Below are 23,857 nucleotides of genomic sequence, written 5' to 3'. Positions count from 1 at the left end.
CGAACCACTTCGCGACGGGTGCGTCGCGCCAGTCGAGGACCTGTGTCCAGGGCTGATCCCAGTGCAACCGTCCGGCCTGTTCGGCCCAGAACGCGAGCCGATCGGCCGCGGCCCGGTCGTACACGGCCGCACCGGCATTGGCGGTCGCGGTGAAGGCGGCCTCCGGCGGGTAGGTGGCCGGTACGGCACCGGAGGTGCTGTCGAGGCCGGTCGTGTCAAGGTCGGTGGTTGCGCTGGTCAACGTGGAACTCCTATCGGAACAACAAGGGACGCGGTCTCATCCCGTCGAAATGTCGGGGCGGCAGGTCTCAGTGCACGACCGCCTTCTCCGCGCCGACGCCGGTGAGTGAGCGGACCTCCATCTCCGCGGCCTTCGCCGGGTCTTCCTGCTTCCGGCCGCCCAGGAAGGTGCCGATCACCCCGAGCGCGAAAGCCAGTGGGATGGAGACGATTCCTGGATTCGACAGCGGGAACCAGTCGAAATCCGAACCCGGGATCATCGAGGTCTTGGTGCCCGACACCGCCGGGGAGAATACGATCAACACGATGGTGGAGATCAGGCCGCCGTACATGCTGAACAGCGCTCCCGTGGTGTTGAACCGCTTCCAGAACAGCGAGAACAGGATCGTCGGCAGGTTCGCCGCGGCCGCGACAGCGAAGGCGAGCGCCACCAGGAACGCGACGTTCTGGCCGTTGGCGAGGATGCCGAGTCCGATGGCGAGCACACCGATGATCACCGCGGTGATCCTGGAGACCCGGACCTGCTTGTCCTCGTCGACCTTGCCCTTCTTGATCACGCTCGCGTAGATGTCGTGGGCGAACGACGCCGAGGCGGTGATGGTCAGTCCGGCGACGACCGCGAGGATTGTGGCGAAGGCGACCGCGGAGATAATGCCGAGCAGCACAACGCCACCCAGCTCGAACGCCAGCAGCGGCGCCGCCGAGTTCTGCCCGCCTGCCGCGCCCAGGATGCGGTCGGGGCCGACGATCGCGGCCGCGCCGTACCCGAGCACCAGGGTGAACAGGTAGAACGCGCCGATCAGTCCGATCGCCCAGACCACCGATCGCCGAGCCTCTTTCGCGGTGGGCACCGTGTAGAAGCGCATCAGCACGTGCGGCAGACCGGCCGTGCCGAGCACCAGAGCCAAGCCGAGGGAGACGAAGTTCAGCTTGGAGGTCGAGCTGCCGCCGTACTGGGCGCCGGGGGCGAGCACGTCACGCGCGGCCACGCCCTTGGTCTTCGAACCGGACACCGCGTCCTGGGCCGAGCCGAGGATGTCGGAGAAGTTGAAGCCGAATTTGGCGAACACCATGACCGTCATCAGCGCGGCGCCGGTGATGAGCAGCGCGGCTTTGATGATTTGCACCCATGTGGTGCCTTTCATGCCGCCGACCAGCACATACACGATCATCAGCACGCCGACAACGGCGATCACGATGGACTGCCCGGTCTTGTCGGAGATATCGAGCAGCAGCGCGACGAGACCGCCTGCGCCCGCCATCTGCGCCAGCAGATAGAACAGCGAGACGGCCAGCGTGGTCAGTGCGGCGGCGGTGCGGACGGGGCCTTCCTGCAATCGGAAGCTCAGCACGTCCGCCATGGTGAATTTGCCGGTGTTCCTGAGCATTTCGGCCACCAGCAGCAATGCGACCAGCCAGGCGACCAGGAAACCGATCGAGTAGAGGAATCCGTCGTAGCCGTACACCGCGATCGCGCCTGCGATGCCGAGAAAGCTTGCCGCGGAAAGGTAATCGCCCGCGATGGCGACACCGTTCTGCGGACCGGTGAAGCCGCGGCCGCCGGTGAAGTAGTCGGCGGCGGTGCGGTTGTTGCGACTGGCCCTGATCACCACGACCATCGTGATCACGACGAAGAGGGCGAAGATAGCGATGTTCGCGGCCGGATTGCCGACCGTCCCCGCAGCGAGGTATTGCGTACCGGCGAAGGTGGTCATGCCCGGCCCCCTTCGAGGTAGTGACGAATTGCGGCCGCGCGCGGGTCGAGCTCGCGGTTGGCGAACCGGACATAGAGCGCGGTGATGGCGAAGGTCGAGACGAACTGCGCGAGGCCGAGCAGTAAGCCGAGGTTGATGTTGCCGAAGACCTCGGTGGCCATGAAGTCGTGCGCGTATGCGCCGAGCAGCACGTAACTCAGATACCAGACCAGGAACAGTGCGGTCATCGGAAACACGAAGCGGCGCAACCGGCTTCGCAGCTCCTGGAATTGCGGACTCGCTTGCACGGCGGCGAAATCTTCGGCGCTCGGCGTGCGCGGCGGCGCGGCGGCATCCGAGCGCCGAGGCTCGGTGCTCTCGCCGTCGAGGTCGATACTGGTCATCAGGAGTCCTAGCGTGTGACGTGGCTTACTGCGCAGACCGTAGCCAGGTCGGCGTGAGGGAATCATGATGTGGCGCAGGTCACTCTGTGAAGGTGCCGGTTTGTGCGGTGAACGGTCGGCTGGACGCGACGAGCGGTCCGGCCTGCGGAGTCGAAAATCGGGTCGCTCCGTCGGCTCGGTCGCCCGCGGGCAGTCTCAGTTCGAGCGCAGCACGCGCTCCCGGTCGGCGCCCATGCCGAGCCTTTCCGGCGCGTGCAGGCGCACGAAGATCCGCCCGACCGTGCGTGCGCTCTGGCCGCGTGTCACTTTGCTGACCAGGATCATCGATGCGAATGCCAGGGGGACGCTGATCGCGGCCGGATAGCCGAGCACCGCCGCGGGCCAGCCGCCCGCCACCTCGTCGGAGACCCCGCCGAGCACCGAAACCACCGTCGCGCCGCCCGCCGCGAGACCACCGATGATCAGCCCCGTAGCGGCCCCGATCGCGGTCAGCCCGCGCCACCAGATGCCGAGAGCAAGCAGCGGGCAGAGCGTGGACGCCGCGACCGAGAAGGCGAGCCCGACAGTGCGGGACAGATCGAGCGAGGCGACGGTGAGCGAAAGACCGAGGGGTACGGCACCGGCGCACAGCGCCGCGACACGGAAATCGCGAATGCGCCCGCGCAGCATGTCCGTACTGAGCACGCCGGCGATGCTCACGAGCAGACCCGACGAGGTGGACAGGAACGCGGCGATCGCGCCCGCGGCCACCAGCGCCGCGAGCAGCTGTCCCGGCAGACCGGCGAGCACCGATCCCGGCAGCAGCACCACCGCGGCATCGGAGGTGCCGGTGATCAGCAGCTGCGGTACGTAGAGCCGCGCGAAGACCCCGAGCAGCACCGGGAAGAGGTAGAACACTCCGACCAGCCCGATCACCGCGAGCGCTGTGGTACGCGCCGCCCGGCCGTCGGGGTTGGTGTAGAAGCGCACCAGCACATGCGGCAACCCCATGGTGCCGAGGAAGGTGGCGACGATCAAGGAGAACACCTGGTAGGTCGGATGCGATCCGCCGAACCCGCCGCCGGGCAGCAGCCAGGCCGCGCCGTCGGCTGGCGCACCGGCCACCACCGGCACGGCAGCGCCGGCATCGAGGACCAGCTGGGTGCCCGCGGCCAGCTCGTGTTCGCCGGATGTCAGCAGCACCGGTCCGGTCACCGCGTGGTCGTCGAGGGTGCCGTCGATCGAAACTTGCTGCGGCGCGGCAACCTGAACGACCACATCGGTGCTCACATCGACGGTCGTCGGCTCGGTGACGATCGGAGGCGCGGGCGTGGCGAGCTCGCGATCGTCGGCGAGGAAATGCCCGAGCAGCACCAGCGCCGGTATCGCCACCGCGGTCAACTTGAGCCAGTACTGGAAGGCCTGCACCAGCGTGATGGACCGCATCCCGCCGCCGGCCACATTCGCGATCACGATGGCCCCGACCGCTACCGCGCCGACCCAGTCCGGCACACCCAGCAGGATGCGCAGTGTCAACCCGGCGCCTTGGAACTGCGGAATCAGATATACCCCGCACACCAGTACCACAACGACCGCCGCCAGCTTGCGCAGCCGCACCGAGCCGAGCCGGAATTCCGCGAAGTCGGGCACGGTGTAGGCCCCCGATCGCCGCAGCGGCGCGGCGACGAACAACAGCAATCCCAGATATCCCGCGGTGAATCCGACCGGATACCACAGCGCGTCGGCCCCGTACTTGGCGATGAGCCCCGCAACACCGAGAAAGGAAGCGGCGGAAAGATACTCGCCGGAGATCGCCGCCGCGTTCCAGCGCGGCCCGACACTGCGCGAGGCAACCAGGAAGTCCGACGTGGTCCGCGCCAAGCGCACGCCGTAGACACCGATGGCGACGGTGGCGAGTGCGGCGAGCAGCAGGGCGGCGATGGTGAGCGCGGGTGCGGTGCTGGTGCTCATCGTCGTCTCCGGCCGGCTCGCGGTGTGAGATCGGTTGCCGCGTCAGTGTTCACGTCACTCGTCCGCCAGCTCGAGGAAGTCCTGTTCGTTGCGCTCGGCGAGGCGAACATACAGGCGCCCGACGGCATAGAGCAGTGGATAGACCGCGATACCGAGCAGCAGCCACGGCAGCCGTAGTCCGAACACCACAAATGAGCCGACCGCCGCGATCTGAAAAAGCAATGGCAGCGAGCACAATACGAGGACCGTGACCAGACCCACCCGCAGCGCGAGACCGAGCTGGGCGCGAATCAGCCCGCCGATCATGGCCTCGCCGATCTCTGTCTGTTCGGCCACCTCGACGCGAGTGCGGACCCGCCGCGCGCCGCGACGCTCGGCCAGCACCACACGCTGCCGGGTCAGTCGCTGCTGCGGTCCGGTCACAGCTGGTTCCACTGCTGTCGAGGGCCGCGCACGAGACGCTGCTTCAGCTCGCGGACCTGTCGCCGACTGACCGGCAGCTCCACCGCCGCGGCGTTCCCGTCCGCGCGCAGGCACACCACCGTGCCGGTGCCGACCGTGCGCAATCCGGTCACCAGCCGCAGCGCCACCAGATACGACCGGTGCACCCGCAGGAATCCCGCATTCTCCCAGCGGGACTCCAGCGCGGTCAGCGGAATCCGCACCAGATGCGACCCGGCGCTGGTGTGTAGCCGCGCGTAATCACCGTCCGCCTCCACCCAGCTCACGCTCGAGCGGTTCACCAATGTGGTGACGCCGCCGAGCTCGACGGGGATGACCTCGTTCGGATCGGCGCGCGGCTGCGCGGCCACCGGTGCGGGCGCGCTGCGCGCGGCGGCGATTCGCCGCACCGCCTCGGCCAATCGCGCCTCGCGCAGCGGCTTCAGCAGGTAATCGACAGCCCCGAGATCGAATGCCGCCACCGCCCGATCATCGTGCGCCGTCACGAACACCACGGCGGGTGGGTTCGCGAACTCCGACAGGATGCCCGCCAATTCCATCCCGTCCAGCCCGGGCATATTGATGTCGAGGAACACCGCGTCGATGGGATGGGCCCGCATCAGCCGCAGCGCGTTGGTCGCGTCGCCCGCGCTGTGGATCTCGCCGACACCCGATTGCGCGCGCAGCAAATACACCAGCTCGTCCAGAGCCGGTTTCTCGTCGTCCACGGCAAGCACGCGAAGCACTCCGGCGGACTGGTCAGTGGTCCGGGTCACAACCGGTCCATCGTAAGCGCTGGCTTCGCGGCGCCGGATCGGGTCGACCTCTCATGCCTGGATGCCGGCACGGAACTTGGGGACCCGCAGGCTCACCTTGGTGCCTGCTCCTGGCGCGGTTTCCACGATCAGGCCGTAGTCGTTGCCGAAGGCGGCGCGCAGCCGGTCGTCGACATTGGCAAGGCCCACATGGGCCGATTCGCCGGAAGCCGCAGGGCCGGTGCCGGTTTCGATCGCGTCGAGGGCGCCGAAGCGCAGCAGGTCCGGATCCATCCCGATGCCGTCGTCTTCGACGCTGATCACGCAGTCGGTGCCCGCGTCGGTGGCGATAATGCTCACCGTGCCGCCGCGGGTCGCCCCCGCCAAGCCGTGCCGGACCGCGTTCTCCACCAGCGGTTGCAGCGCCAGGAAGGGCAGCACGACGCCGAGCACCTCCGGCGCGATCTGCAGCCGCACCGCGAGCGCATCGCCGAAGCGGGCCCGCTCCAGGGCGAGATAACGCTCGATATTGCGCAGTTCGTCGGCGAGGACGGTGAATTCGCCTGCGGCGCGGAAGGAATAGCGGGTGAAGTCAGCGAATTCCAGGATCAGCTCCCGCGCCCGATCCGGGTCGGTCCGGACGAACGATGCCACGGTATTGAGTGCGTTGTAGATGAAATGCGGGCTGATCTGGGCGCGCAACGCGCGCACCTCGGCGCGGTCCAAGCGGGCGCGGGATGCATCGAGTTCGGCCAACTCGAGCTGGCCGCAGGCGTACCGCGCCACCTCCGCCACCGCGCCGAGCCTGCCGGGTCCCGGCTGCCCGGTGGTCACCACTCCCAGCGCGCCGGCGACTCCGGAGTTTTCGATCAGCAATGGCTGAGCGATCAAGGTGCGCCCGGAGTGCTCTGCGCGGCCGGGCCCGGACACCAGGACCGGTCGCTCGGTCGCCATCGCGCGGCGCGCGGCCTCGGCGAAATGCTCGGCGAGATCGGAGTGCGGGCCGTCCCAGGCGAGCAAGGTGCCGTCCGGATCGGCGACGCCGAGCGCCTCGGCTCCGGTGAGGGCGCGCAGGTGCGGCGCCGATTCCTGCGCGGACTGATCGGTCAGGCCCTGACGCAAGGGACGCGCGGCCAGCGACGCGGTGTGCAGCGCGGTGTGCACCGCGCGCTCGGCCGGGGTGGTCACGGTCCGACGGGTCCGCGACCACACCAGCAGCGCACCGGCGAGCAACAGCACCGAGGCGACAACGGCTACTGCCGCCGTCGTCAACGCGTACCCGTCGAGGGGGTGTGTTGCTGCCACGTCATCGCCCGATTATCCCGATGCCGTCACGCAGTCGGTGACAGCAGCGCCGAAGCGCAGGCTACGGCTGGTATTCGTGCACCGTGAACGTCCGTGTACCCGGGTCCGGCACGTGCGCCGCGCCGATGATCACCGTGCTGGTGAAATCGCCGATTCCGGGCTGGAAGATCGCGGCGGGTCCGCTGTTGCTCCAGTACCCGGGGCCGTTCGCGGTCACTTTGAACGAGCCTGTCGCGCCGGTGGCGGCATTGCGCCAGTTCAGCGTGACCGGCAGCGTGCACGGTCCGATGCCGAACATGGTCGTGTTCACGGTGAACCCCGCGCTCGACGGATAGGCGTCACCGTTGACAGACGTCTCGACCTGCGCGAAACAGGCGCCCTGGGTGAGCGAGTAGGCGGTGGCGAACTTGCCTTCCGCGGTGGCGGGTGCGGCGGTGGCCAGTAGCGCTACGGCGGCCATGGGTGTAGCGGAAAGGACGAACAAAGATCTGGCTGTATTCATCAGCACCCCTGCAGAGTTGGGTCGGATCCTTATGGTTGTGCGGTCACGCCCGTACGTTCATCGCGATAAACGTTGCCACGCGCGCCGCCTCGGTGGTCGAGATTCCGTCGATCCAGCAGCGCGGGGGAGAACGTGACCGCGGGCGTCGCGTACTGTCGACCGGTCCGCGCTGGACGTCATTCGCGGAAAATGGACAGCTCCATGGCGACTCGCCAGACGCGCCGGTGATCTTCGACACCGACACGCCGGGCCCTCCTGGGACGTCTCTTTGCGGCGTGCGCGCCGCAGAAAACTTGTCGTACCGACGTGCCTAGAATCGCTAGGCCAACCCCCGTCGAGACCTTGGGAGGAAGGACCGTCTTGGCCGCCTCGTCCGGATCGTTCGTTCACCTGCACAACCACACCGAGTACTCCATGCTCGACGGTGCGGCGAAGATTTCGCCCCTGTTCGCCGAGGCGAAACGGCTGGGGATGGACGCGGTCGGGATGACCGACCACGGCAATATGTACGGCGCCTCCGAGTTCTACAACTCCGCGAAAAAAGCGGGCATCAAGCCGATCATCGGCATCGAGGCCTACATTGCGCCCGCCTCCCGGTTCGACACCAAGCGCATCCAGTGGGGCGATCCGAGCCAGAAGGGCGACGACGTCTCCGGCTCCGGCGCCTATACGCACATGACCATGGTCGCGGAGAACGCGACCGGCCTGCGCAACCTGTTCAAGCTGTCGTCGCTGGCATCGCTGGAAGGTCAGCTCGGCAAGTGGGCGCGGATGGACGAGGAGATCATCGCCCAGTACGCCGAGGGCATCATCGCCACCACCGGGTGCCCCTCCGGTGAGGTGCAGACCCGGTTGCGCCTCGGCCATGATCGGGAGGCGCTGGAGGCCGCGGCCAAGTGGCAGGAGATCTTCGGCAAGGAGAACTTCTTCCTGGAGATCATGGACCACGGGCTGTCCATCGAACGCCGGGTCCGCGAAGGACTCATCGAGATCGGCAAGAAGCTCGGCATTCCGCCGATCGCGACCAACGACTGCCATTACGTCACCAAGGATCAGTCGACCAATCACGAAGCGCTGCTGTGCATTCAGACCGGCAAGACGCTCAGCGACCCGACCCGCTTCAAATTCGACGGCGACGGTTACTACCTCAAGTCCGCTGCGGAAATGCGCGCGATCTGGGATGCCGAAGTGCCCGGCGCCTGCGACAACACCGTGCTCATCGGCGAGCGCGTGCAGTCCTATGACGACGTGTGGGAGTTCCGCGACCGGATGCCGGTGTTCCCGGTGCCCGAGGGCGACGACCAGAATTCCTACCTCCGCAAGGAAGTCGATCGCGGTCTCGCGCGGCGGTTCCCGAACGGCGTCCCCGACGAGTACTACACCCGCGCCTACTTCGAGCTCGACGTCATCAAGCAGAAAGGCTTCCCCGCCTACTTCCTCGTCGTCGGCGACCTCGTCTCGCATGCCAAGGACGTCGGCATCCGCGTCGGCCCCGGCCGTGGTTCGGCCGCAGGCTCGCTGGTCGCGTACGCGCTGGGCATCACCAATATCGACCCGATTCCGCACGGCCTGCTGTTCGAGCGGTTCCTGAATCCGGAGCGCCCGTCCGCGCCCGATATCGATATCGACTTCGACGATCGCCGCCGCGGTGAAATGGTCCGCTACGCGACCGAGAAGTGGGGCACCGACCGGGTCGCCCAGGTCATCACCTTCGGCACCATCAAGACCAAGGCCGCGATCAAGGACTCCGCGCGAGTGCTGTTCGGCCAGCCCGGTTTTGCCATCGCCGACCAGATCACCAAGGCGCTGCCGCCGCCGATCATGGCCAAGGACATCTCGGTGTCCGGCATCACCGATCCCGATCACGAGCGCTTCAAGGAAGCCGCCGAGGTCCGCGAGCTCATCGCGAACAACCCGGATGTCGCGAAGATCTACGAGACCGCGCGCGGCCTGGAGGGCCTGATCCGCAATGCGGGCGTGCACGCGTGCGCGGTGGTCATGTCCTCGGAGCCGCTGACCGATGCCATCCCGGTCTGGAAGCGGGCCCAGGACGGCGCCATCATCACCGGCTGGGACTATCCGTCCTGTGAGGCCATCGGCCTGCTGAAGATGGACTTTCTCGGGCTGCGCAACCTGACCGTCATCGGTGACGCGATGGACAACATCAATGCCAACCGTGGCATCGATCTCGATTTGGACAATCTGCCGCTGGACGACCCGGCAACCTACGAATTGCTTTCCCGCGGTGACACTCTCGGCGTCTTCCAGCTCGACGGCGGCCCCATGCGCGATTTGCTGCGGCGCATGCAGCCGACCGGCTTCAACGACATCGTCGCTGTGCTCGCGCTGTATCGCCCCGGCCCGATGGGCATGAACGCGCACAACGACTACGCCGACCGCAAGAACGGCCGTCAGCCGATCACGCCGATCCACCCCGAGCTCGAGGAACCGCTGAAGGACATCCTCTCGGAGACCTATGGTCTGATCGTCTACCAAGAGCAGATCATGTTCATCGCCCAGAAGGTCGCCTCGTACTCCATGGGCAAGGCCGACGCGCTGCGTAAGGCCATGGGTAAGAAGAAGCTCGAGGTCCTGGAAGCCGAATACAAGGGCTTCCACGAGGGCATGACCGCCAACGGGTTCTCCGAGGCCGCGGTGAAAGCGCTGTGGGACACCATCCTTCCCTTCGCCGGTTACGCGTTCAACAAATCGCACGCCGCGGGCTACGGTCTCGTCTCCTTCTGGACCGCCTACCTCAAGGCCAACTATCCCGGCGAATACATGGCGGGACTGCTCACCAGCGTCGGTGACGACAAGGACAAGGCCGCGGTCTACCTGTCGGACTGCCGCCGCCTCGGCATCACGGTGCTGCCGCCGGATGTCAACGAGTCCGAAATGAACTTCGCCTCGGTCGGCACCGATATCCGCTTCGGCCTCGGCGCGGTGCGCAATGTCGGCGCGAACGTGGTGTCCTCGATCATCGCCGCGCGCAAGGAGAAGTCGAAGTTCACCGACTTCTCCGATTACCTGAACAAGATCGACGCGGTCGCCTGCACCAAGAAGGTGACCGAATCCCTCATCAAGGCAGGCGGATTCGACTCGCTCGGGCATCCGCGCAAGGGCCTGCTGCTCATCCACTCCGATGCCATCGACGCGGTGATGTCCACCAAGAAGGCCGAGGCGATCGGGCAGTTCGACCTGTTCGGCGGGATGGACGACGGCGACGATTCGATGGCGTCGGTGTTCAACGTCAAGGTGCCGGAGGAGGAGTGGGAGACCAAGCACAAGCTCGCGCTGGAACGTGAGATGCTCGGCCTCTACGTGTCCGGGCATCCGCTCAACGGCGTCGAGCATGTGCTTGCCGCGCAAGCGGATACGCAGATCCCCGCCATTCTCGAGGGTGACATCAAGGACGGCGCCCAGGTGACCATCGGCGGCATCCTCGCCTCGGTCAACCGCCGGATCAACAAGAACGGTCTGGCCTGGGCTTCCGCGCAGCTGGAAGATCTGACCGGTGGCATCGAGGTGCTCTTCTTCCCACAGTCGTATTCGGTCTACGGCATGGATGTCGTGGAGGACGCGGTCGTTCTGGTGAAGGCTCGCGTCTCGGTCCGCGACGACCGGATCTCGTTGATTGCCAACGATCTCGCCGTCCCCGACCTCTCCTCGATCGGCGTGGCCAAGCCGCTCGCGGTGATCCTGCCGACCAGGCTGTGCACCCCTGACAAGGTGAGCGCCCTCAAACGTGTGCTGACCAGCCACCCCGGCACCGCGGATGTGCACCTGCGGCTGGTCGGCGCCCGCGACAAGACCACCCTGCTGAAACTCGACGACAGCCTGCGCGTCTCGCCGTCGTCGGCGTTGATGGGCGACCTGAAGGCCCTCCTCGGACCCGGCTGCCTGGCCGGCTGAGCTACCTCCGACGCCGAACCCCGGCTTGCCACACGGCAAGTCGGGGTTGGGCATTCGATCTGGTCGTGGACCGGTCGTCGAGGTCGGATCGCCCAGCGTTCCGGTCGTCGCCAGGAAGTCGGGCGGCGGTGGGAAAGTTCGGACTCCTTCGGTCAGTGGGCCAGTTCGGCGAGCGGCTGTGGTTCAGGTTTCGCGATAGCGGGCCCGCGGTGCACGCGTTGGGCCCAGGCGATCGTGGCCAGCATGGCCAGGCCCATCGCCGCGCCGATCCAGCCGACCGAGGCGTAGCCGAGGCCTGCGCCGATGGTGATGCCGCCGAGCCAGGGCCCGACGGTGATGCCGACGTTGAACGCGGAGTAGTTGGTGGCGGTGGCGAGGGTGGGGGCGGCGCCTGCGAGGCTGAAGACCCGGGTATTGAGCGCGGGGTTGGTGGCGAAACCGAAAGCGCCCAGGAGGAATACGAGAACGATCACCGGCGCGGGCTGGTTCGCGGTCAGTGCCAGTCCCGCGGCGATGATGGTCATGCCCGCCGCGCCGATGTAGAGGGTGCGGAAGGGGTGGGCGTCGGAGGTGCGGCCGCCGATGCTGATGCCGATCAGGCTGCCGAGGCCGTAGAGCGCGAGCACCGCGGGAATCCAGGTTTCGGAGATTCCGGTGGTGTCCGCGAGCATGGCGCCGAGGTAGGAGAAGGTCACGAAGATCGACCCGGTGGACAGCGCGGTGCTCGCGTAGGACAGCCACAACCGCGGGTTGGCCATGGTGCGCAGTTCATTCCGCAATTGCGGCACCTGGGTCGGCCGTCCGCCGGGGATCTTCGCGAGCACGCCGATCGCCGAGAGCGCCGACAGCGCGGCGACCACCCAGAATGCCGCGCGCCAGCCGAAGTGCTGGCCGATGACGGTGCCCGCGGGCAGCCCCACAATGGTGGCGATGGTGAGTCCGCCCGCGACGATGCTCATCGCCTTGCCGCGCGCGTTCTCCGGCACCAGGCTCACCGCGGCGGTCGCCGCCAGCGCCCAGAACCCCGCGTAGACAAAGGCGCTCACCACCCTGGTCGCGAACAGCACCCAATAGTCCGAGGTCGAGGCGCCCACGACGTGGGCGGCGACGAAGACGGCGAGAAAGCCGAGCAGTGCATCGCGGCGTGGCCAGCGCAGTGTGACCACCGCGAGCACCGGTGCGCCCACCAGCATGCCGAGGGCGAATGCCGAAATCAGCAGTCCCGCCCGCGGAATGGTCACGCCGAGATCGGTGGCCATTTCGGGCAGCAGCCCGGCGAGCATCAGCTCCGAGGTGCCCTGGGCGAAGATGGACAACCCCAGGACGAAGACGGCTAACGGCATCGGATACCTCTCTAATTTTGGATTGATCAGTTCAAAATGAACTCGAAAGAAAAGGCGGCGTGATGCCGCCTCGCTGGTCTTACAGTGCGCTGAGCGCGGTGCCCGCAATGGCTGTCAGCGCATCCCGTCCCGCTCCACCGCGCGCCGCTACGCGCATTCCGGCGATGGTGGCGTTCACGAAGTGTGCGAGATCGCGCGCATCCCTGCCGCGTGCGATATCGCCCGCGCGCTGGCCACTTTCGATGGCGGCGGTCAGCGCGGCCAATCGCAGCTCCTGATCGGTGCGCAGCGCGGCGGCCACCGCGCGATCGCGCGGGGCCAGCTCGACGGTCGAATTGACCACCAGGCAGCCGGTCGGTTCCTCCTCGGGTGCGTCGATCACCTGCCACAGCAGGGCGCGAATCTTCGCCTTGGCCGGCTCGTCGCTGTCGAGCAGCTCGAAAATGGCCGCGTTCTTGGTGGTCATGTACCGCTGCAGTGCGCGATCGAACAGATCGTGCTTGCTTGTGAAGGTGTTGTAGATGCTGCTGCGCCCGAGTCCTGTTGCCTCACACAGGTCTTGGGTGGAGGTGCCCTCGTAGCCCGCGGTCCAGAACGCGCGCATCGCCGCGTCGACCGCCCGCTCCTCGTCGAATCGTCTCGGTCGCGCCATGACGCCAACGCTAGCATATTTTGGACAGATCGTTCCAATAAATGCGCGGTGGGTCAGGGCGATACCGCGACACCGAGGGTGAGCGCCGTCAGGAACTTGGGGCCTTGCACGTAGAAGACATCGGTGTCGCGAATCTCGAAGCCCGCGGTCTCGACCAGCCCGTGGATATCGCGATCGAGGTGACAGCCGCCCGCGACGGCCTTCTGGATCGGGTTGAGCCGGTGCTGCCAGACCTGGACCTTCGGATCCGGCGCGAGGCCGTGCTCGACGAAGTGCAGCGTGCCACCGGGAACGAGCACCCTGCGGACTTCGGCCAGTGCGGCCGCGATGTCCGGGATGGTGCACATCGTCCAGGTCGAGAGGGCGGTGTCGAAAGAGTTGTCGGCGAAGGGGAGCGATTGACCGTCCAACCCGGCGCGTTCGATCGGCACGGCGGCCGTGGCCAGGCGTCCTGCGGCGAGCTTCCACCCGAGATCCGCCGGTTCGACCGCGCTGATCGACCGCACCGCCGCCGGATAGAAGGGCACATTCAGCCCGGAACCGAAGCCGATCTCCACCACCCGCCCGTGCAGTCCGGCGCAGACCCGCTTGCGCTGCGGATCGAGGAACTTCGCGCCGCAGGCCACGTCGACGATGCGCGGCACGATCTGATCGTTGTAGATGCCCACTCCTTTACTGTGTCAGCGCGGCACCGGGAGCGCCAGGGTGTCTGTCGGGCAGGCGGGTGTCCGAAGGCCATGCGATGAACGCGGAGCGGGCGAATCGGCCATGCGGAACGCCCGCGGCGCTGGTCAGGGATCCTGTCCGAATCCGGAACGCCCCAACGCTCGGCACGTGTGGAGATGTCGGCCGTGCGATGCTGGCGCGGTGAACCTGTTCGAGGTGTGGGCGCCGCGTTCGGAGCGGGTGCGGGTCGAAGTGGACGGTTCGGTGCATCCGATGACCAGGTCGGCCGGGGGGTGGTGGCGAGCCGAGGTGGCGTCCGCGCCGGCCGCGCGCTACGGCTTCCTCCTGGATGACGATCCGACGGTGCTGCCCGATCCGCGCTCGCCTCGTCAACCCGACGGTGTGCACGGGCGCTCGGCGCTGCACGCTCTGGACCCGGCGGTGTGGACCGATTCCGGCTGGACCGGACGGCAGCTGGCGGGTGCGATCTACTACGAACTGCACATCGGCGCCTTCACTCCGGCAGGTACGTTCGACGCAGCGATCGCACGTCTCGATCACCTGGTCGAACTCGGCGTGACAGTGATCGAGCTGATGCCGGTGAACGCCTTCGACGGCACCCACAACTGGGGTTACGACGGTGTGCTCTGGTATGCGGTGGCCGAACCCTACGGTGGCCCCGACGGTTTGCAGCGCTTCGTGAATGCCTGTCACGCACGAGGGCTGGCCGTCGCGCTCGATGTCGTCTACAACCACCTCGGTCCCTCCGGCAACTACCTGCCCCGCTTCGCGCCCTATCTGACCGACGGGCGCAATACCTGGGGTCAGAGCCTCAATCTGGACGGGCCGGGCTCGGATACGGTGCGCCGGTTCATCATCGACAACGCACTGCGCTGGCTGCGCGAGTTCCATATCGATGCGCTGCGGCTGGACGCGGTGCACGCGCTGGTCGACCGCACCGCTACCCACCTGCTCGCCCAACTGGCCATCGAGACCGAACGCCTCGCCGCCAACCTGCGCAGACCGCTGACCCTGATCGCGGAAAGCGATCTCAACGACGCGACGCTGATCAGCCCGCGGGCGGTGGGCGGCTACGGGCTGAGCGCACAGTGGAACGACGATCTGCACCATGCCGTGCACACCGCGGTCTCCGGGGAAAGACAGGGCTACTATGCCGATTTCGGCACGCTCGGCTGCCTCGCGCACACACTGACCAACGGTTTCTTCCACGCCGGAACGTATTCCAGCTTCCGTGGCCGCACCCACGGCCGTCCACTGGACACCAGGGTGATCCCGGCGAGTGCGCTACTGGCCTACACCTGCACCCACGACCAGGTCGGCAACCGCGCGATCGGTGACCGGCCGAGCGTCAACCTCACCGACGGGCAACTGGCGATCAAGGCCGCCCTCGTGCTGCTCTCGCCCTACACGCCGATGCTGTTCATGGGGGAGGAGTGGGGTGCGAGCACACCCTTCCAGTTCTTCACCTCGCACACCGATCCGGTGATCGGGGCCGCCACCGCCGCCGGCCGCAAGGCCGAGTTCGCCGAGCACGGCTGGGACAGTGACGATGTGCCCGACCCACAGGACCCGGAGACGTTTCTGCGCTCGAAACTCGACTGGTCGGAGCTGGGCGTCGCGCGTCATGCCGGGCTGCTCGGCTGCTACCGCGCGCTCATCGCGCTGCGCCGCGCGCGGGCCGAGCTCACCGACCCGTGGCTGACCCGTGTCGTGGTCGACTACGACGAGGATGCCCGCTGGATCGTCGTGCACCGAGGGACGGTGCGGCTGGTGTGCAACCTGTCCGCCGATCCGGTCACCGTGCCGATTGGCGGAACCGTGTTGCTGGCCTGGGGCGAACCCGTCGAAGCCGGTTCGGGGACAGTCGTTCCCGGGCATTCGTTCGTGGTGGTATCAGCGGATGAGATCACCGAGTCGGAGCGGATCCGGTAACTGCCGGTGGTCCAGCCCGGCAGCCGCACGAAAACCGAACGAAAATTGTTATCACCGTCGGCCGTTTCTGGGCGTATTTACCTTGTTGACCTGCGATGTTATCGTTTCGAAAGCTTCGGAAACCGATGGCTAGCAGCCGCATTCCTGGCGGCTCGGAACGCCCGGTCTCAACTGTCCGAGACAATGACCATTGCCGAGTGTGACCGGCGCCATTACCGTTGAGTAATGAGCAACGTGGCTGCATCCGGGGACTTCGGCCTGTCGGGCGAACTCCCCGTCGGGGTGGGCGGCAGCGCCGCCGCTGAATTCGGACCACTGGTACGCCGTTTCGCGAAGACCTTCGGAAACCGTCGTGGCGCGGGCGCGGGGCTCGCGGTGCATCTGCGCGGTGCGCCTCTCGTCGAGATCTGGACCGGGAGTGCGGGCAACACGCCGTGGACGAAGGACACCGGATCTATCGTCTTCTCGGCGACCAAGGGCATCACTGCCACGGTGATCCATCGCCTCGCCGACCGCGGGTTGCTCGACTATGCCGCCCCGGTGGCGGAGTACTGGCCCGAATTCGGCGCCAATGGCAAAGGCGGCATCACCGTCCGTCAGGTGATGACCCACCGTGCGGGCCTGTCCGCACTGAGTCCGATCGCCTCCGGCCTGGAAATCCTCGATCACCAGCTGATGGAGGAGCGCCTCGCCGCCGCGAAACCCGATCGCCTGCTCGGTGTTCCGGCGTACCACGCGCTCACCTACGGTTGGCTGCTCGCCGGGCTGGCTCGCGCGATCACCGGCGACGGCATGGCGGAGCTGTTCCGCACCGAGGTCGCCGAGCCGCTCGGCATCGACGGCATTCATCTGGGCCGCCCGCCGGCCTCCGCGCCGACCAGCTACGCCGAGCTCGCGGGCAACCAGCTGCGTCCGATCGGAAACCCGCTCACCGCAAAGGTATTGGGCTTCAGCTATGGCATTCCCGGTGCACTCGGCGCGGCTGCCCGATGCCTGTTCCTGCCCGGCGTCGAATCGATCCTGGAGGGCGAGAATCCGCCCATACTGCGCACCGAACTCGGTGCGGGCAACGGAGTGAGCACCGCATCAGCCCTGGCCACCATGTACGGTGCGCTGGCCAACAATGGAATTGCCGACGGTCGTCAGTACCTGTCGCCACGGACCATCAAGGCGGTGCGCCGGATCGAGAGCTACCGACTCGACCACGCGCTGTTCTACGCACCGATGCTCTGGCATCTCGGCTATCACTCGCTGCCGATGCCCGGTGGTCGCGCGGGTCTCGGTCACATTGGTCTCGGCGGCTCGTTCGGCTGGGCCGAGCCGCGCCTCGGCCTTTCGGTCGGCTTCGTGCACAACCGGCTTTCGGTGGGGCAGTTGACCTTCGACCAATCCTCGGCGGCCTGGCTGCTGCCGATGGTGCTTGCCGGATTGCGCTCGACCAGGCGGGCCGCCGCCCTCATGGAGACACCCGAGGCGGCGTAGCGATCAGCACGGGCACCCGTGCGCCGGCGGCGAAAGGCGGGACGGCGCACGAGTCCGATGCGTCAGGTCAGATAGCGGTAGGCCGGAGAACCCGGTTCCAGCCGCTCGCACTGGATCGGAGTGTCCGCGATGCGCTCCAGCAGCGACGCCAACCCCTCCGGCACACCGAGTTCGATACCGACCAGCGCCGCACCGGTTTCCCGGTTGTTGCGCTTGACGTACTCGAACATGGTGATGTCGTCGTCGGGCCCGAGCACCTCGTTCAGGAAGCGTCGCAGCGCGCCCGGCTCCTGCGGAAAGTCCACCAGGAAGTAGTGCTTCAGGCCGCGGTGCACCAGCGAACGCTCGATGATCTCGCCGTAGCGGGACACGTCGTTATTGCCGCCGGAGATCAGGCACACCACCGTCGAGTCGGGCTCGACGGTGATCTCCGACAACCCCGTGACCGCGAGCGCGCCCGCGGGCTCTGCGATGATGCCCTCGTTCTGGTAGAGATCGAGCATGGCGGTGCAGATCGCGCCCTCGTCCACCTGCATGATGCGGAAAGCGCCTGCGCCACCGGGAGATTCGGTAGCCGTGAGTAGAGGCAGCGAGCCATGGGACACCACCCGGCCGCCGAAGCTCGAGGCCGCCGCGAAGGGCACATCGCCGATCCGGCGCACTGCGGCGCCGTCCACGAACGGATCGATCTCCGGCAGCGTCACCGGTCCGCCCGCGACCAGCGCCGCGGTCATCGAGGCCGCGCCTGCCGGCTCAACGCCGAGGATGCCGGTCTGCGGTGAGCGGTCGCGCAGATAGGTGCCGATGCCTGCCAGGCAGCCGCCGCCGCCCACCGGCACCACCACCAGATCGGGGGAGGTGCCGAGCTGGTCGAGGATTTCGGCGGCGATGGTGCCCTGACCGGCCGCGGTGCGCACATCGTCGAACGGCGGCACCATGGTCGCGCCGGTGCGCTCGACATCGGCGGCGGCGGCCGCGGCGGCCGCGTCGTAGGTCTCTCCGACGGCGATCAGCTCGACGAACTCGCCGCCGTGCACTCGGATGCGGTCACGCTTCTGCTTCGGCGTGGTGGTCGGCACGTAGATGCGGCCGCTGATTCCCATCGCCTTGCAGGCGAAGGCCACGCCCTGGGCGTGATTGCCCGCGCTGGCCGCGACCACGCCTGCGGCTTTCTCGCCCTCGGTGAGCTGCACGATCAGGTTGTAGGCGCCACGCAACTTGTAGGAGCGGACGGCCGAGAAGTCTTCGCGTTTGAGGTAGACCTGGGCACCGGTCAGCGCCGATAGCCGGGCGCTGAACTGTAGTGGGGTCGGCTCGATAATGTCGGCAATGCGCTTGGCGGCGGCGTCGATCTCGTCCGCGCTCAGCGCAGGACGAGAAGCGGACAGTTCGTCGAGTACATCAAGCGGATTGGACACCCGAATTATGCTGCCACCCGCCGCGTCGGGCCGACGCGGCGGGTGGGCCTGCGGTGCGCAGTGGCGGGTTACTGCGGGGTGAGTACGAAGACCGGAATCTGGCGGTCGGTCTTCGTCTGGTAGTTCGCGTAGTCCGGCCAGACCGCGACGGCGCGCTCCCACCATCGGGCCTTCTCATCACCGAAGACCTGGCGGGCGACGTAGTCCTTCGTCACGGTGCCATCGCGCAGCTCGACGTGCGGATCGGCGTTGATGTTGTAGTACCAGACGGGGTTCTTCGGCGACCCGCCCAGTGAGGCGACGACCGCGTATTCCCCGTCGTGTTCGACCCGCATCAGCGGCGTCTTGCGCAGCAAGCCGGTCTTCGCGCCGCGCGTGGTGAGCAGGATTACCGGCTTGCCCTGCAGTGAGGTGCCGTCGGTGCCGCCGGAGCTCTCGTACTTTTCCGCCTGCTTGCGAGCCCAGTCGGACGTGCTCGGTGCATAGTCTCCCGTGAGTGGCATATCCGGGGCAACGCGACAGTGCTGCCCGCTGTTCCCGCTCCGGGAATGTTCGGTGGACCGAACTTCGTAATCCGTATATCCTGACCACATGGCAACGGTTCACCCTTCCACCGTCGATATCGCGGGCACCGCGTGGCCGACGTACAAGCTCGAGGCGCTCGCCGCCGGGCTGGTGACCTGCCTGATTCTGGCGCTCATCACCGGCTCGCTGCAGGTGGCGGTGCTCGTGGCCGCGGCAGTGGCCGGAGCCCGCTGGATCATCGGACAACCGGGTAAGCGCCGGTCGGCCTCGGCGCGCTCCACGGACCGGATCCTCTCCGCGCGCTGACCGTCCGCTCGACTGTCGTCGATCACCCCGGGTCCTTCCCTCGGCGAGGCGATAGGCCGAGCAGTTCGACGGCCTCTCTCGTGATCGATCGGTCTACCGATCCGGCCCGCCGAAGTCGGTCAATCCGCGTCGAGCGGTAACTCGGCCAACTCGCCTCGGGACAACACGCCCAGCTTCGGATATGCCTTGTACAGGTGATGCCCCACGGTCCGCGGGCTGAGGAACAGCTGCGCCGCGATATCGCGATTGGACATGCCCTGCGCCGCGAGCCGCACTATTTGCAGCTCCTGCGGGGTCAGCCGGGCAAGTACCCCGGTCGCCGGACGTGCCGCGGTGCCGACGCCGAGGGCGGCGAGTTCGGTGCGAGCGCGCTCGGCCCATGGTGCGGCGTCGAGTCGTTCGAAGATTTCCAACGCGGGCGACAACTGGTTGCGCGCATCGACCTTGCGGCGGTTGCGGCGCAGCCATTCGCCGAACAGCAGCTGGGTACGCGCTTGCTCGAACGGCCTGCCGCCGAGGGCGAGCGCGGCCTGAAAGTGGTCCTCCGCCTGGGCTTCCGGATCGATCAGCGCCTGACAGCGGTGGGCGAGCGCGCAGATCCAGTCCTGTCGTGCGCCCGCGGCCCACGCCAGCAGCCGTTCCAAGGCGTCGCCGGCCCGCTCCGGACTGCCCAGCCGCACCGCTGCCTCGATCAGATCCGGCAGAGCGCGCATCCCCGCGACATGATGGCGGGCGGGTTCGGCGGTCAGCAGCTCCAGCCGCGCCAGCGCCGTCTCGACTTTGCCCTGGCCGAGCTCGAGCAGGCCGAGCGCCGAATTCGCCCATGGCGCACCGGGCGCGGCGGCGCCGCCGAACTGCTCGGCCAGCGCGCGTTGGACCAGTGCCCGACAGTCCTGCTCACGTCCTTCGAACGCGGCCAGGTAGGCGAGGTAGCTGCTGAGCTGGCTGATCCAATGGTCCTGGCCGATGTCCTCGGCAATCCGCAGTCCCTCGGTCGCGGCGATCCGGCCTTCGTGCGGCCTGCCGAGGAACACCTCGGCCTCGCCACGGAAGAACAGCAGCGTCGGCAGCAGGGCGATGCGACCCTGGTCGCGGCATTCGGCGATGAGGGTCTGCGCCAGCTCCGCGACCTGGTCGTCCTGGCCGACGACCAGGCCCGCGCCGCACATCTGGACCAGGTCCCGCGGGCTGTCGGCGCCGTTGCGGCGGGCCTCGGCGGCCGTCTCGCGCAGGTCGACGGTGTAGCGGCCGTCGATGGCGGCGACCGTGTAGCGGGCGATCGGCGTCATCGAATCCGACTCGGGCAATGCCAGCGCGGTCAGCCGTGCGGCGACGTCCGCCAATTCGGGTGCGCCGAGATACCAGGCCGTGTGCACCGCCTGCGCCAGGATGCGGGCCGCGTGCACCGGTTCGCCGTCGCGCACCAGGTCCGCGCCTGACAGCAGCAGCTGGTGGGCCGAGAGTGGTTTGCCTGCACCGAATTCCGCGGTCGCTCGCACCAGATCGAGGCGCGCGTCGAGCAGCGGGTCGCTGTTCTGGCCCGCCGCGCGTTCGGCGAGTGTGCGGGCGCGGTCCAATTGACCTGCCTCGCTTGCGGTTTCGGCAGCCAAGACCAGTCGCCGGACACGGGCTTTCGCGTCGGTGCTCAAGCCGGCCGCACGCTCGTACGCGGTGACGGCGCCGGAGAAGCCGCTGCGCCGCCGCGCACGGTCGGCGGTTTCCTCGAGTGCGGTTGCCGTCGATTCATCGGGACCTGTTGCCGCGGCGGCCAAATGCCAGGCGCGCAGGTCCGCGTCCGCGGGATCGTGCAACGCCTCGGCGAGCGCGGTGTGCACGGCGAGGCGCTGTGCGAGCGGTGCGCCCTGGTAGACCGCCGAACGCAGCAGTGGATGGCGGAAGACCAGCGTTCGACCATTGCTGTGCAGCAGCCCGGTGTCCTCAGCGGGTTGCAGATCCGGCAGTTGCGGGCCGAGGGCCGCCGCGGCCCGCAACACCGTGCCGAGGTCATCGGTGCCTGCCGCTGCGGCGGCGAGCAGCAGTGTGCGTGTCGGTGCGGGCAGCCTGCTGACCTGGCCGTGGAAGGCCACCTGCAGGCGCTGTGTCAGCGGCAACGGGTTGGGCCCCGTGCTCGCCGAACCCGTGCCGGTCGCCTCGACGGCCAGCACCGCGGGCAATTCCAGCAGTGCCAGCGGGTTGCCCGCCGCCTCGGTCAGCAGTCGATAGCGCAGGGCGGGAGCCAGCTCGGCGGTGCGGCTGTCCACCAGTGCCGCCGCCGCGTCCTGCCGCAATCCCGTGACGGTCAACTCGGCGAGACCGGGTGCGGGAAAATCGTCGTCCGCAGGCCGGGTCGCGAAGAGGATGACGACGCCCTCGGCATCGAGCCGCCTGGCCGCGAACAGCAGTGTTTCGGCCGTCGCACGGTCGAGCCAGTGCGCGTCATCGATCAGGCACAGCAGCGGGCCATCGGCGGCTTCCTCGGCCAGCAGTGAGAGCACCGCGAGACCGATCAGCATCCGGTCGGCCGGATTGTGCTGGGTCAGGCCGAACGCGCCGCGCAGCGCATCGCGCTGCGGGCCGGGCAGCGTGTCCACCAGCTCGAGTCCCGGCCGCACCAGCAGGTGCAGCGCGGCGAAGGGCAGCTCCGCCTCCGACTCGACACCGGCGCTGCGCACCGTCGGAATACCCTGGGCCGCCGCATAGTCCAACAGCGCCGTCTTCCCGATTCCGGGCTCGCCGCGAATAACGAGAGCGCCGCTGCGACCCTCCCTGGCTCCCTGCAACAGCCGATCGATCAGTGCTTGTTCGGCTTCTCGTCCGTGGAGCATCTGCTCACCGTAGCCGTCGCGTGGACGGCCGCTCAGCGTCCGCCGGCCCGTCGGAGGGCAGCAGCGGTCCGGCACCCTCGCATTCGTCGTTCCGGTGGTGGCGAAGGTCTGCTCCAGATCGGTAACTCGGCGTAGTCCGCGAGTGGGGACCGGGCGCGACGACCATCAGGGTGGTTCCCCAACGGTCGCGAGCGCACGCCCGTTCGAAATGCCTGCGCACAGCTGTCGCGCCGTCCGGGCTGCGCTACGAGGCGGTCGCGGCATCGCCGGAGCTGCATTGCCGGGCGAAGCGGTGCTCGAGGTCGCTGTCTCGGATGCCGCTGTGTCCTCGCCGGACAATGATCAGACCGCCCCGCATGGTGCCGCGCCGCAGGTACGGTCGGGTCTATGGCACACAGAGACATGACCGAAGAGGGGCCGTCCTTCCACGCCGATCAGGTCGATTCCGGACAGATCGACATGCTCGTCGCCATTCTCGATGTGCAGGCTCGACTACCCGGCATCCACCGGATGCGGCGCTGGGCGCACGAGGCGCTCGCGGTCACGGCCGGGGAGCGGGCCCTCGACATCGGATCGGGCACCGGCTCGGAGGTCATGGCATTCGCCGAGCGCGTCGGCCCGGACGGCGAGGCGGTCGGCATCGATCCGAATCCTGCCATGGTCGCTATCGCCGAGCAGCGCGCCGAGGCAGCCGGGTCGAGGGCGCGGTATCTCGGTGGCTCGGTCTACCAATTGCCCTTTCCCGACGGCCATTTCGATGCGATCCGCTGTGAGCGCGTCTATCAGCATCTCGACGACCCGGCCGCCGCGACCGCCGAGATCGCCCGAGTGCTGCGCCCCGGCGGCCGGGTGCTGCTCATCGACAGTGACTGGCACACCTCGATCACCCATCCCGGCGATCCTGCGGTCGTGCGGGCCGTATCGGAGACGCTGCTGGCGAACACGCCCAATCCGGCATCCGGCCGCCGTCTGCGCGGTCTGCTGGTCGCCGCGGATTTCGAGATCGACGACATGGGCTCAGAGGCGGTGATCTGGGACCCGGGGTCGGCGCTGCCGCTCTACGGTGACATGACGGCGCGGGCCGTCGCGGCGGGGGCGATCACCGCCGAACAACATGATCAATTCCGGGCCGACCTGGACGCGGGCATCGCCGTGGGCGACTATCACCTGTCGGTGACCATGTTCGCGGTGCTGGCACACAAGCGGTAGCCGCGGGGGAACGAGACGCAGCACAAGCCGTGTCCTAGCCCATCGTTATAGCGGTGCGCTACTAGAATCTCCGTCATGCAGTCGACCATGACGAAGGTAGCTCTGGTGCTTGCCGGAGTGTGTGTTGCTGCGCTTTCGCCGGTGGCCTCGGCACCTCGCGCCGGCGCCGAGATCATCACCCTGCCGCCGCACGAGAGGACCTACGCGTCGCCGCTGGGCGGGAACCTGATGGTGGGCAACAGGGATGAGACGATCAACCGCATCGCGCCGTTGAA

19 protein-coding genes and 1 pseudogene are annotated in these 23,857 nt (G+C 67.7%); 6 read left to right on the top strand and 14 right to left on the bottom strand.

Annotation, left to right across the window (positions count from 1 at the left end; genetic code table 11):
• From ACFU4Z_RS36140 to ACFU4Z_RS36105, 8 genes are all read right to left on the bottom strand, one after another.
• Positions 1-241 (bottom strand): acetyl-coenzyme A synthetase N-terminal domain-containing protein (locus ACFU4Z_RS36140; protein ID WP_379072790.1); only part of this gene is annotated, 241 nt, incomplete at its 3' end.
• A 67-nt stretch (positions 242-308) separates the two neighbouring features.
• Positions 309-1,955: a cation acetate symporter gene (locus ACFU4Z_RS36135; protein WP_379072788.1), complete on the bottom strand. Its 1,647-nt coding sequence runs from the start codon at positions 1,953-1,955 to the stop codon at positions 309-311.
• Positions 1,952-2,338, bottom strand: a complete 387-nt coding sequence (locus tag ACFU4Z_RS36130; RefSeq protein ID WP_379072786.1) for a DUF485 domain-containing protein — start codon at positions 2,336-2,338, stop codon at positions 1,952-1,954. The genes ACFU4Z_RS36135 and ACFU4Z_RS36130 overlap by 4 nt, the downstream gene beginning before the upstream one ends.
• A 195-nt stretch (positions 2,339-2,533) precedes the next feature.
• Complete coding sequence (locus tag ACFU4Z_RS36125) at positions 2,534-4,288, bottom strand: cation acetate symporter (RefSeq protein ID WP_379072784.1); 1,755 nt, start codon at positions 4,286-4,288, stop codon at positions 2,534-2,536.
• 54 nt (positions 4,289-4,342) lie between these two features.
• Complete coding sequence (locus ACFU4Z_RS36120) at positions 4,343-4,711, bottom strand: hypothetical protein (RefSeq protein ID WP_379072782.1); 369 nt, start codon at positions 4,709-4,711, stop codon at positions 4,343-4,345.
• Positions 4,708-5,505: a LytR/AlgR family response regulator transcription factor gene (locus ACFU4Z_RS36115; RefSeq protein ID WP_379072780.1), complete on the bottom strand. Its 798-nt coding sequence runs from the start codon at positions 5,503-5,505 to the stop codon at positions 4,708-4,710. Before ACFU4Z_RS36115 ends, ACFU4Z_RS36120 begins: the two co-directional genes overlap by 4 nt.
• 51 nt (positions 5,506-5,556) lie before the next feature.
• Positions 5,557-6,756: a histidine kinase gene (locus ACFU4Z_RS36110; RefSeq protein WP_379072792.1), complete on the bottom strand. Its 1,200-nt coding sequence runs from the start codon at positions 6,754-6,756 to the stop codon at positions 5,557-5,559.
• 94 nt (positions 6,757-6,850) lie between these two features.
• Positions 6,851-7,249 (bottom strand): hypothetical protein, encoded by a 399-nt coding sequence (locus ACFU4Z_RS36105; protein WP_379072777.1) that lies wholly within the window; start codon positions 7,247-7,249, stop codon positions 6,851-6,853.
• A gap of 402 nt (positions 7,250-7,651) precedes the next feature.
• Here ACFU4Z_RS36105 and dnaE point away from each other — a divergent pair, with 402 nt between their 5' ends.
• Complete coding sequence (dnaE, locus tag ACFU4Z_RS36100) at positions 7,652-11,203, top strand: DNA polymerase III subunit alpha (RefSeq protein WP_379072775.1); 3,552 nt, start codon at positions 7,652-7,654, stop codon at positions 11,201-11,203.
• A gap of 152 nt (positions 11,204-11,355) precedes the next feature.
• Here the strand turns inward: dnaE and ACFU4Z_RS36095 are convergent, their stop codons facing one another.
• From ACFU4Z_RS36095 to ACFU4Z_RS36085, 3 genes are all read right to left on the bottom strand, one after another.
• On the bottom strand, positions 11,356-12,546 hold the full coding sequence (locus ACFU4Z_RS36095) for a Cmx/CmrA family chloramphenicol efflux MFS transporter (RefSeq protein WP_379072773.1): 1,191 nt from the start codon (positions 12,544-12,546) through the stop codon (positions 11,356-11,358).
• A 79-nt stretch (positions 12,547-12,625) separates the two neighbouring features.
• Positions 12,626-13,198: a TetR/AcrR family transcriptional regulator gene (locus tag ACFU4Z_RS36090; protein ID WP_379072771.1), complete on the bottom strand. Its 573-nt coding sequence runs from the start codon at positions 13,196-13,198 to the stop codon at positions 12,626-12,628.
• Positions 13,199-13,251: 53 nt separating this feature from the next.
• Entirely contained in the window at positions 13,252-13,866 is a 615-nt protein-coding gene (locus ACFU4Z_RS36085) for a class I SAM-dependent methyltransferase (RefSeq protein ID WP_379072769.1), read from the bottom strand.
• 199 nt (positions 13,867-14,065) lie between these two features.
• Here ACFU4Z_RS36085 and treZ point away from each other — a divergent pair, with 199 nt between their 5' ends.
• On the top strand, positions 14,066-15,817 hold the full coding sequence (gene treZ, locus ACFU4Z_RS36080; RefSeq protein WP_379072767.1) for a malto-oligosyltrehalose trehalohydrolase: 1,752 nt from the start codon (positions 14,066-14,068) through the stop codon (positions 15,815-15,817).
• 225 nt (positions 15,818-16,042) lie between these two features.
• Positions 16,043-17,299 carry a serine hydrolase domain-containing protein gene (locus tag ACFU4Z_RS36075; RefSeq protein WP_379072765.1) on the top strand — a complete coding sequence of 419 codons (1,257 nt, stop codon included), beginning with the start codon at positions 16,043-16,045 and terminating at the stop codon, positions 17,297-17,299.
• A 62-nt stretch (positions 17,300-17,361) separates the two neighbouring features.
• Here ACFU4Z_RS36075 and ilvA read toward each other — a convergent pair whose 3' ends face one another.
• On the bottom strand, positions 17,362-18,717 hold the full coding sequence (ilvA, locus tag ACFU4Z_RS36070; RefSeq protein WP_379072763.1) for a threonine ammonia-lyase IlvA: 1,356 nt from the start codon (positions 18,715-18,717) through the stop codon (positions 17,362-17,364).
• A 68-nt stretch (positions 18,718-18,785) separates the two neighbouring features.
• Positions 18,786-19,220 (bottom strand): nitroreductase family deazaflavin-dependent oxidoreductase, encoded by a 435-nt coding sequence (locus ACFU4Z_RS36065; protein ID WP_379072761.1) that lies wholly within the window; start codon positions 19,218-19,220, stop codon positions 18,786-18,788.
• An 88-nt stretch (positions 19,221-19,308) separates the two neighbouring features.
• Between ACFU4Z_RS36065 and ACFU4Z_RS36060 the strand changes: the two genes are divergently transcribed.
• Positions 19,309-19,548: a hypothetical protein gene (locus ACFU4Z_RS36060; protein WP_379072759.1), complete on the top strand. Its 240-nt coding sequence runs from the start codon at positions 19,309-19,311 to the stop codon at positions 19,546-19,548.
• 119 nt (positions 19,549-19,667) lie between these two features.
• On the opposite strand, the gene ACFU4Z_RS36055 is transcribed toward ACFU4Z_RS36060, so the two are convergent.
• Entirely contained in the window at positions 19,668-22,373 is a 2,706-nt protein-coding gene (locus ACFU4Z_RS36055; protein WP_379072757.1) for an ATP-binding protein, read from the bottom strand.
• A gap of 387 nt (positions 22,374-22,760) precedes the next feature.
• Between ACFU4Z_RS36055 and ACFU4Z_RS36050 the strand changes: the two genes are divergently transcribed.
• On the top strand, positions 22,761-23,582 hold the full coding sequence (locus ACFU4Z_RS36050; RefSeq protein ID WP_379072755.1) for a methyltransferase domain-containing protein: 822 nt from the start codon (positions 22,761-22,763) through the stop codon (positions 23,580-23,582).
• Positions 23,583-23,657: 75 nt separating this feature from the next.
• Positions 23,658-23,857 (top strand): annotated as a pseudogene (locus ACFU4Z_RS36045) (hypothetical protein); the annotation flags it as partial.

The organism is Nocardia sp. NPDC057440, from assembly GCF_042802915.1.
Lineage (GTDB): Bacteria > Actinomycetota > Actinomycetes > Mycobacteriales > Mycobacteriaceae > Nocardia.
Note: the sequence above shows the minus strand (reverse complement) of the source record. Positions and strands in the feature narration are given on the sequence as shown.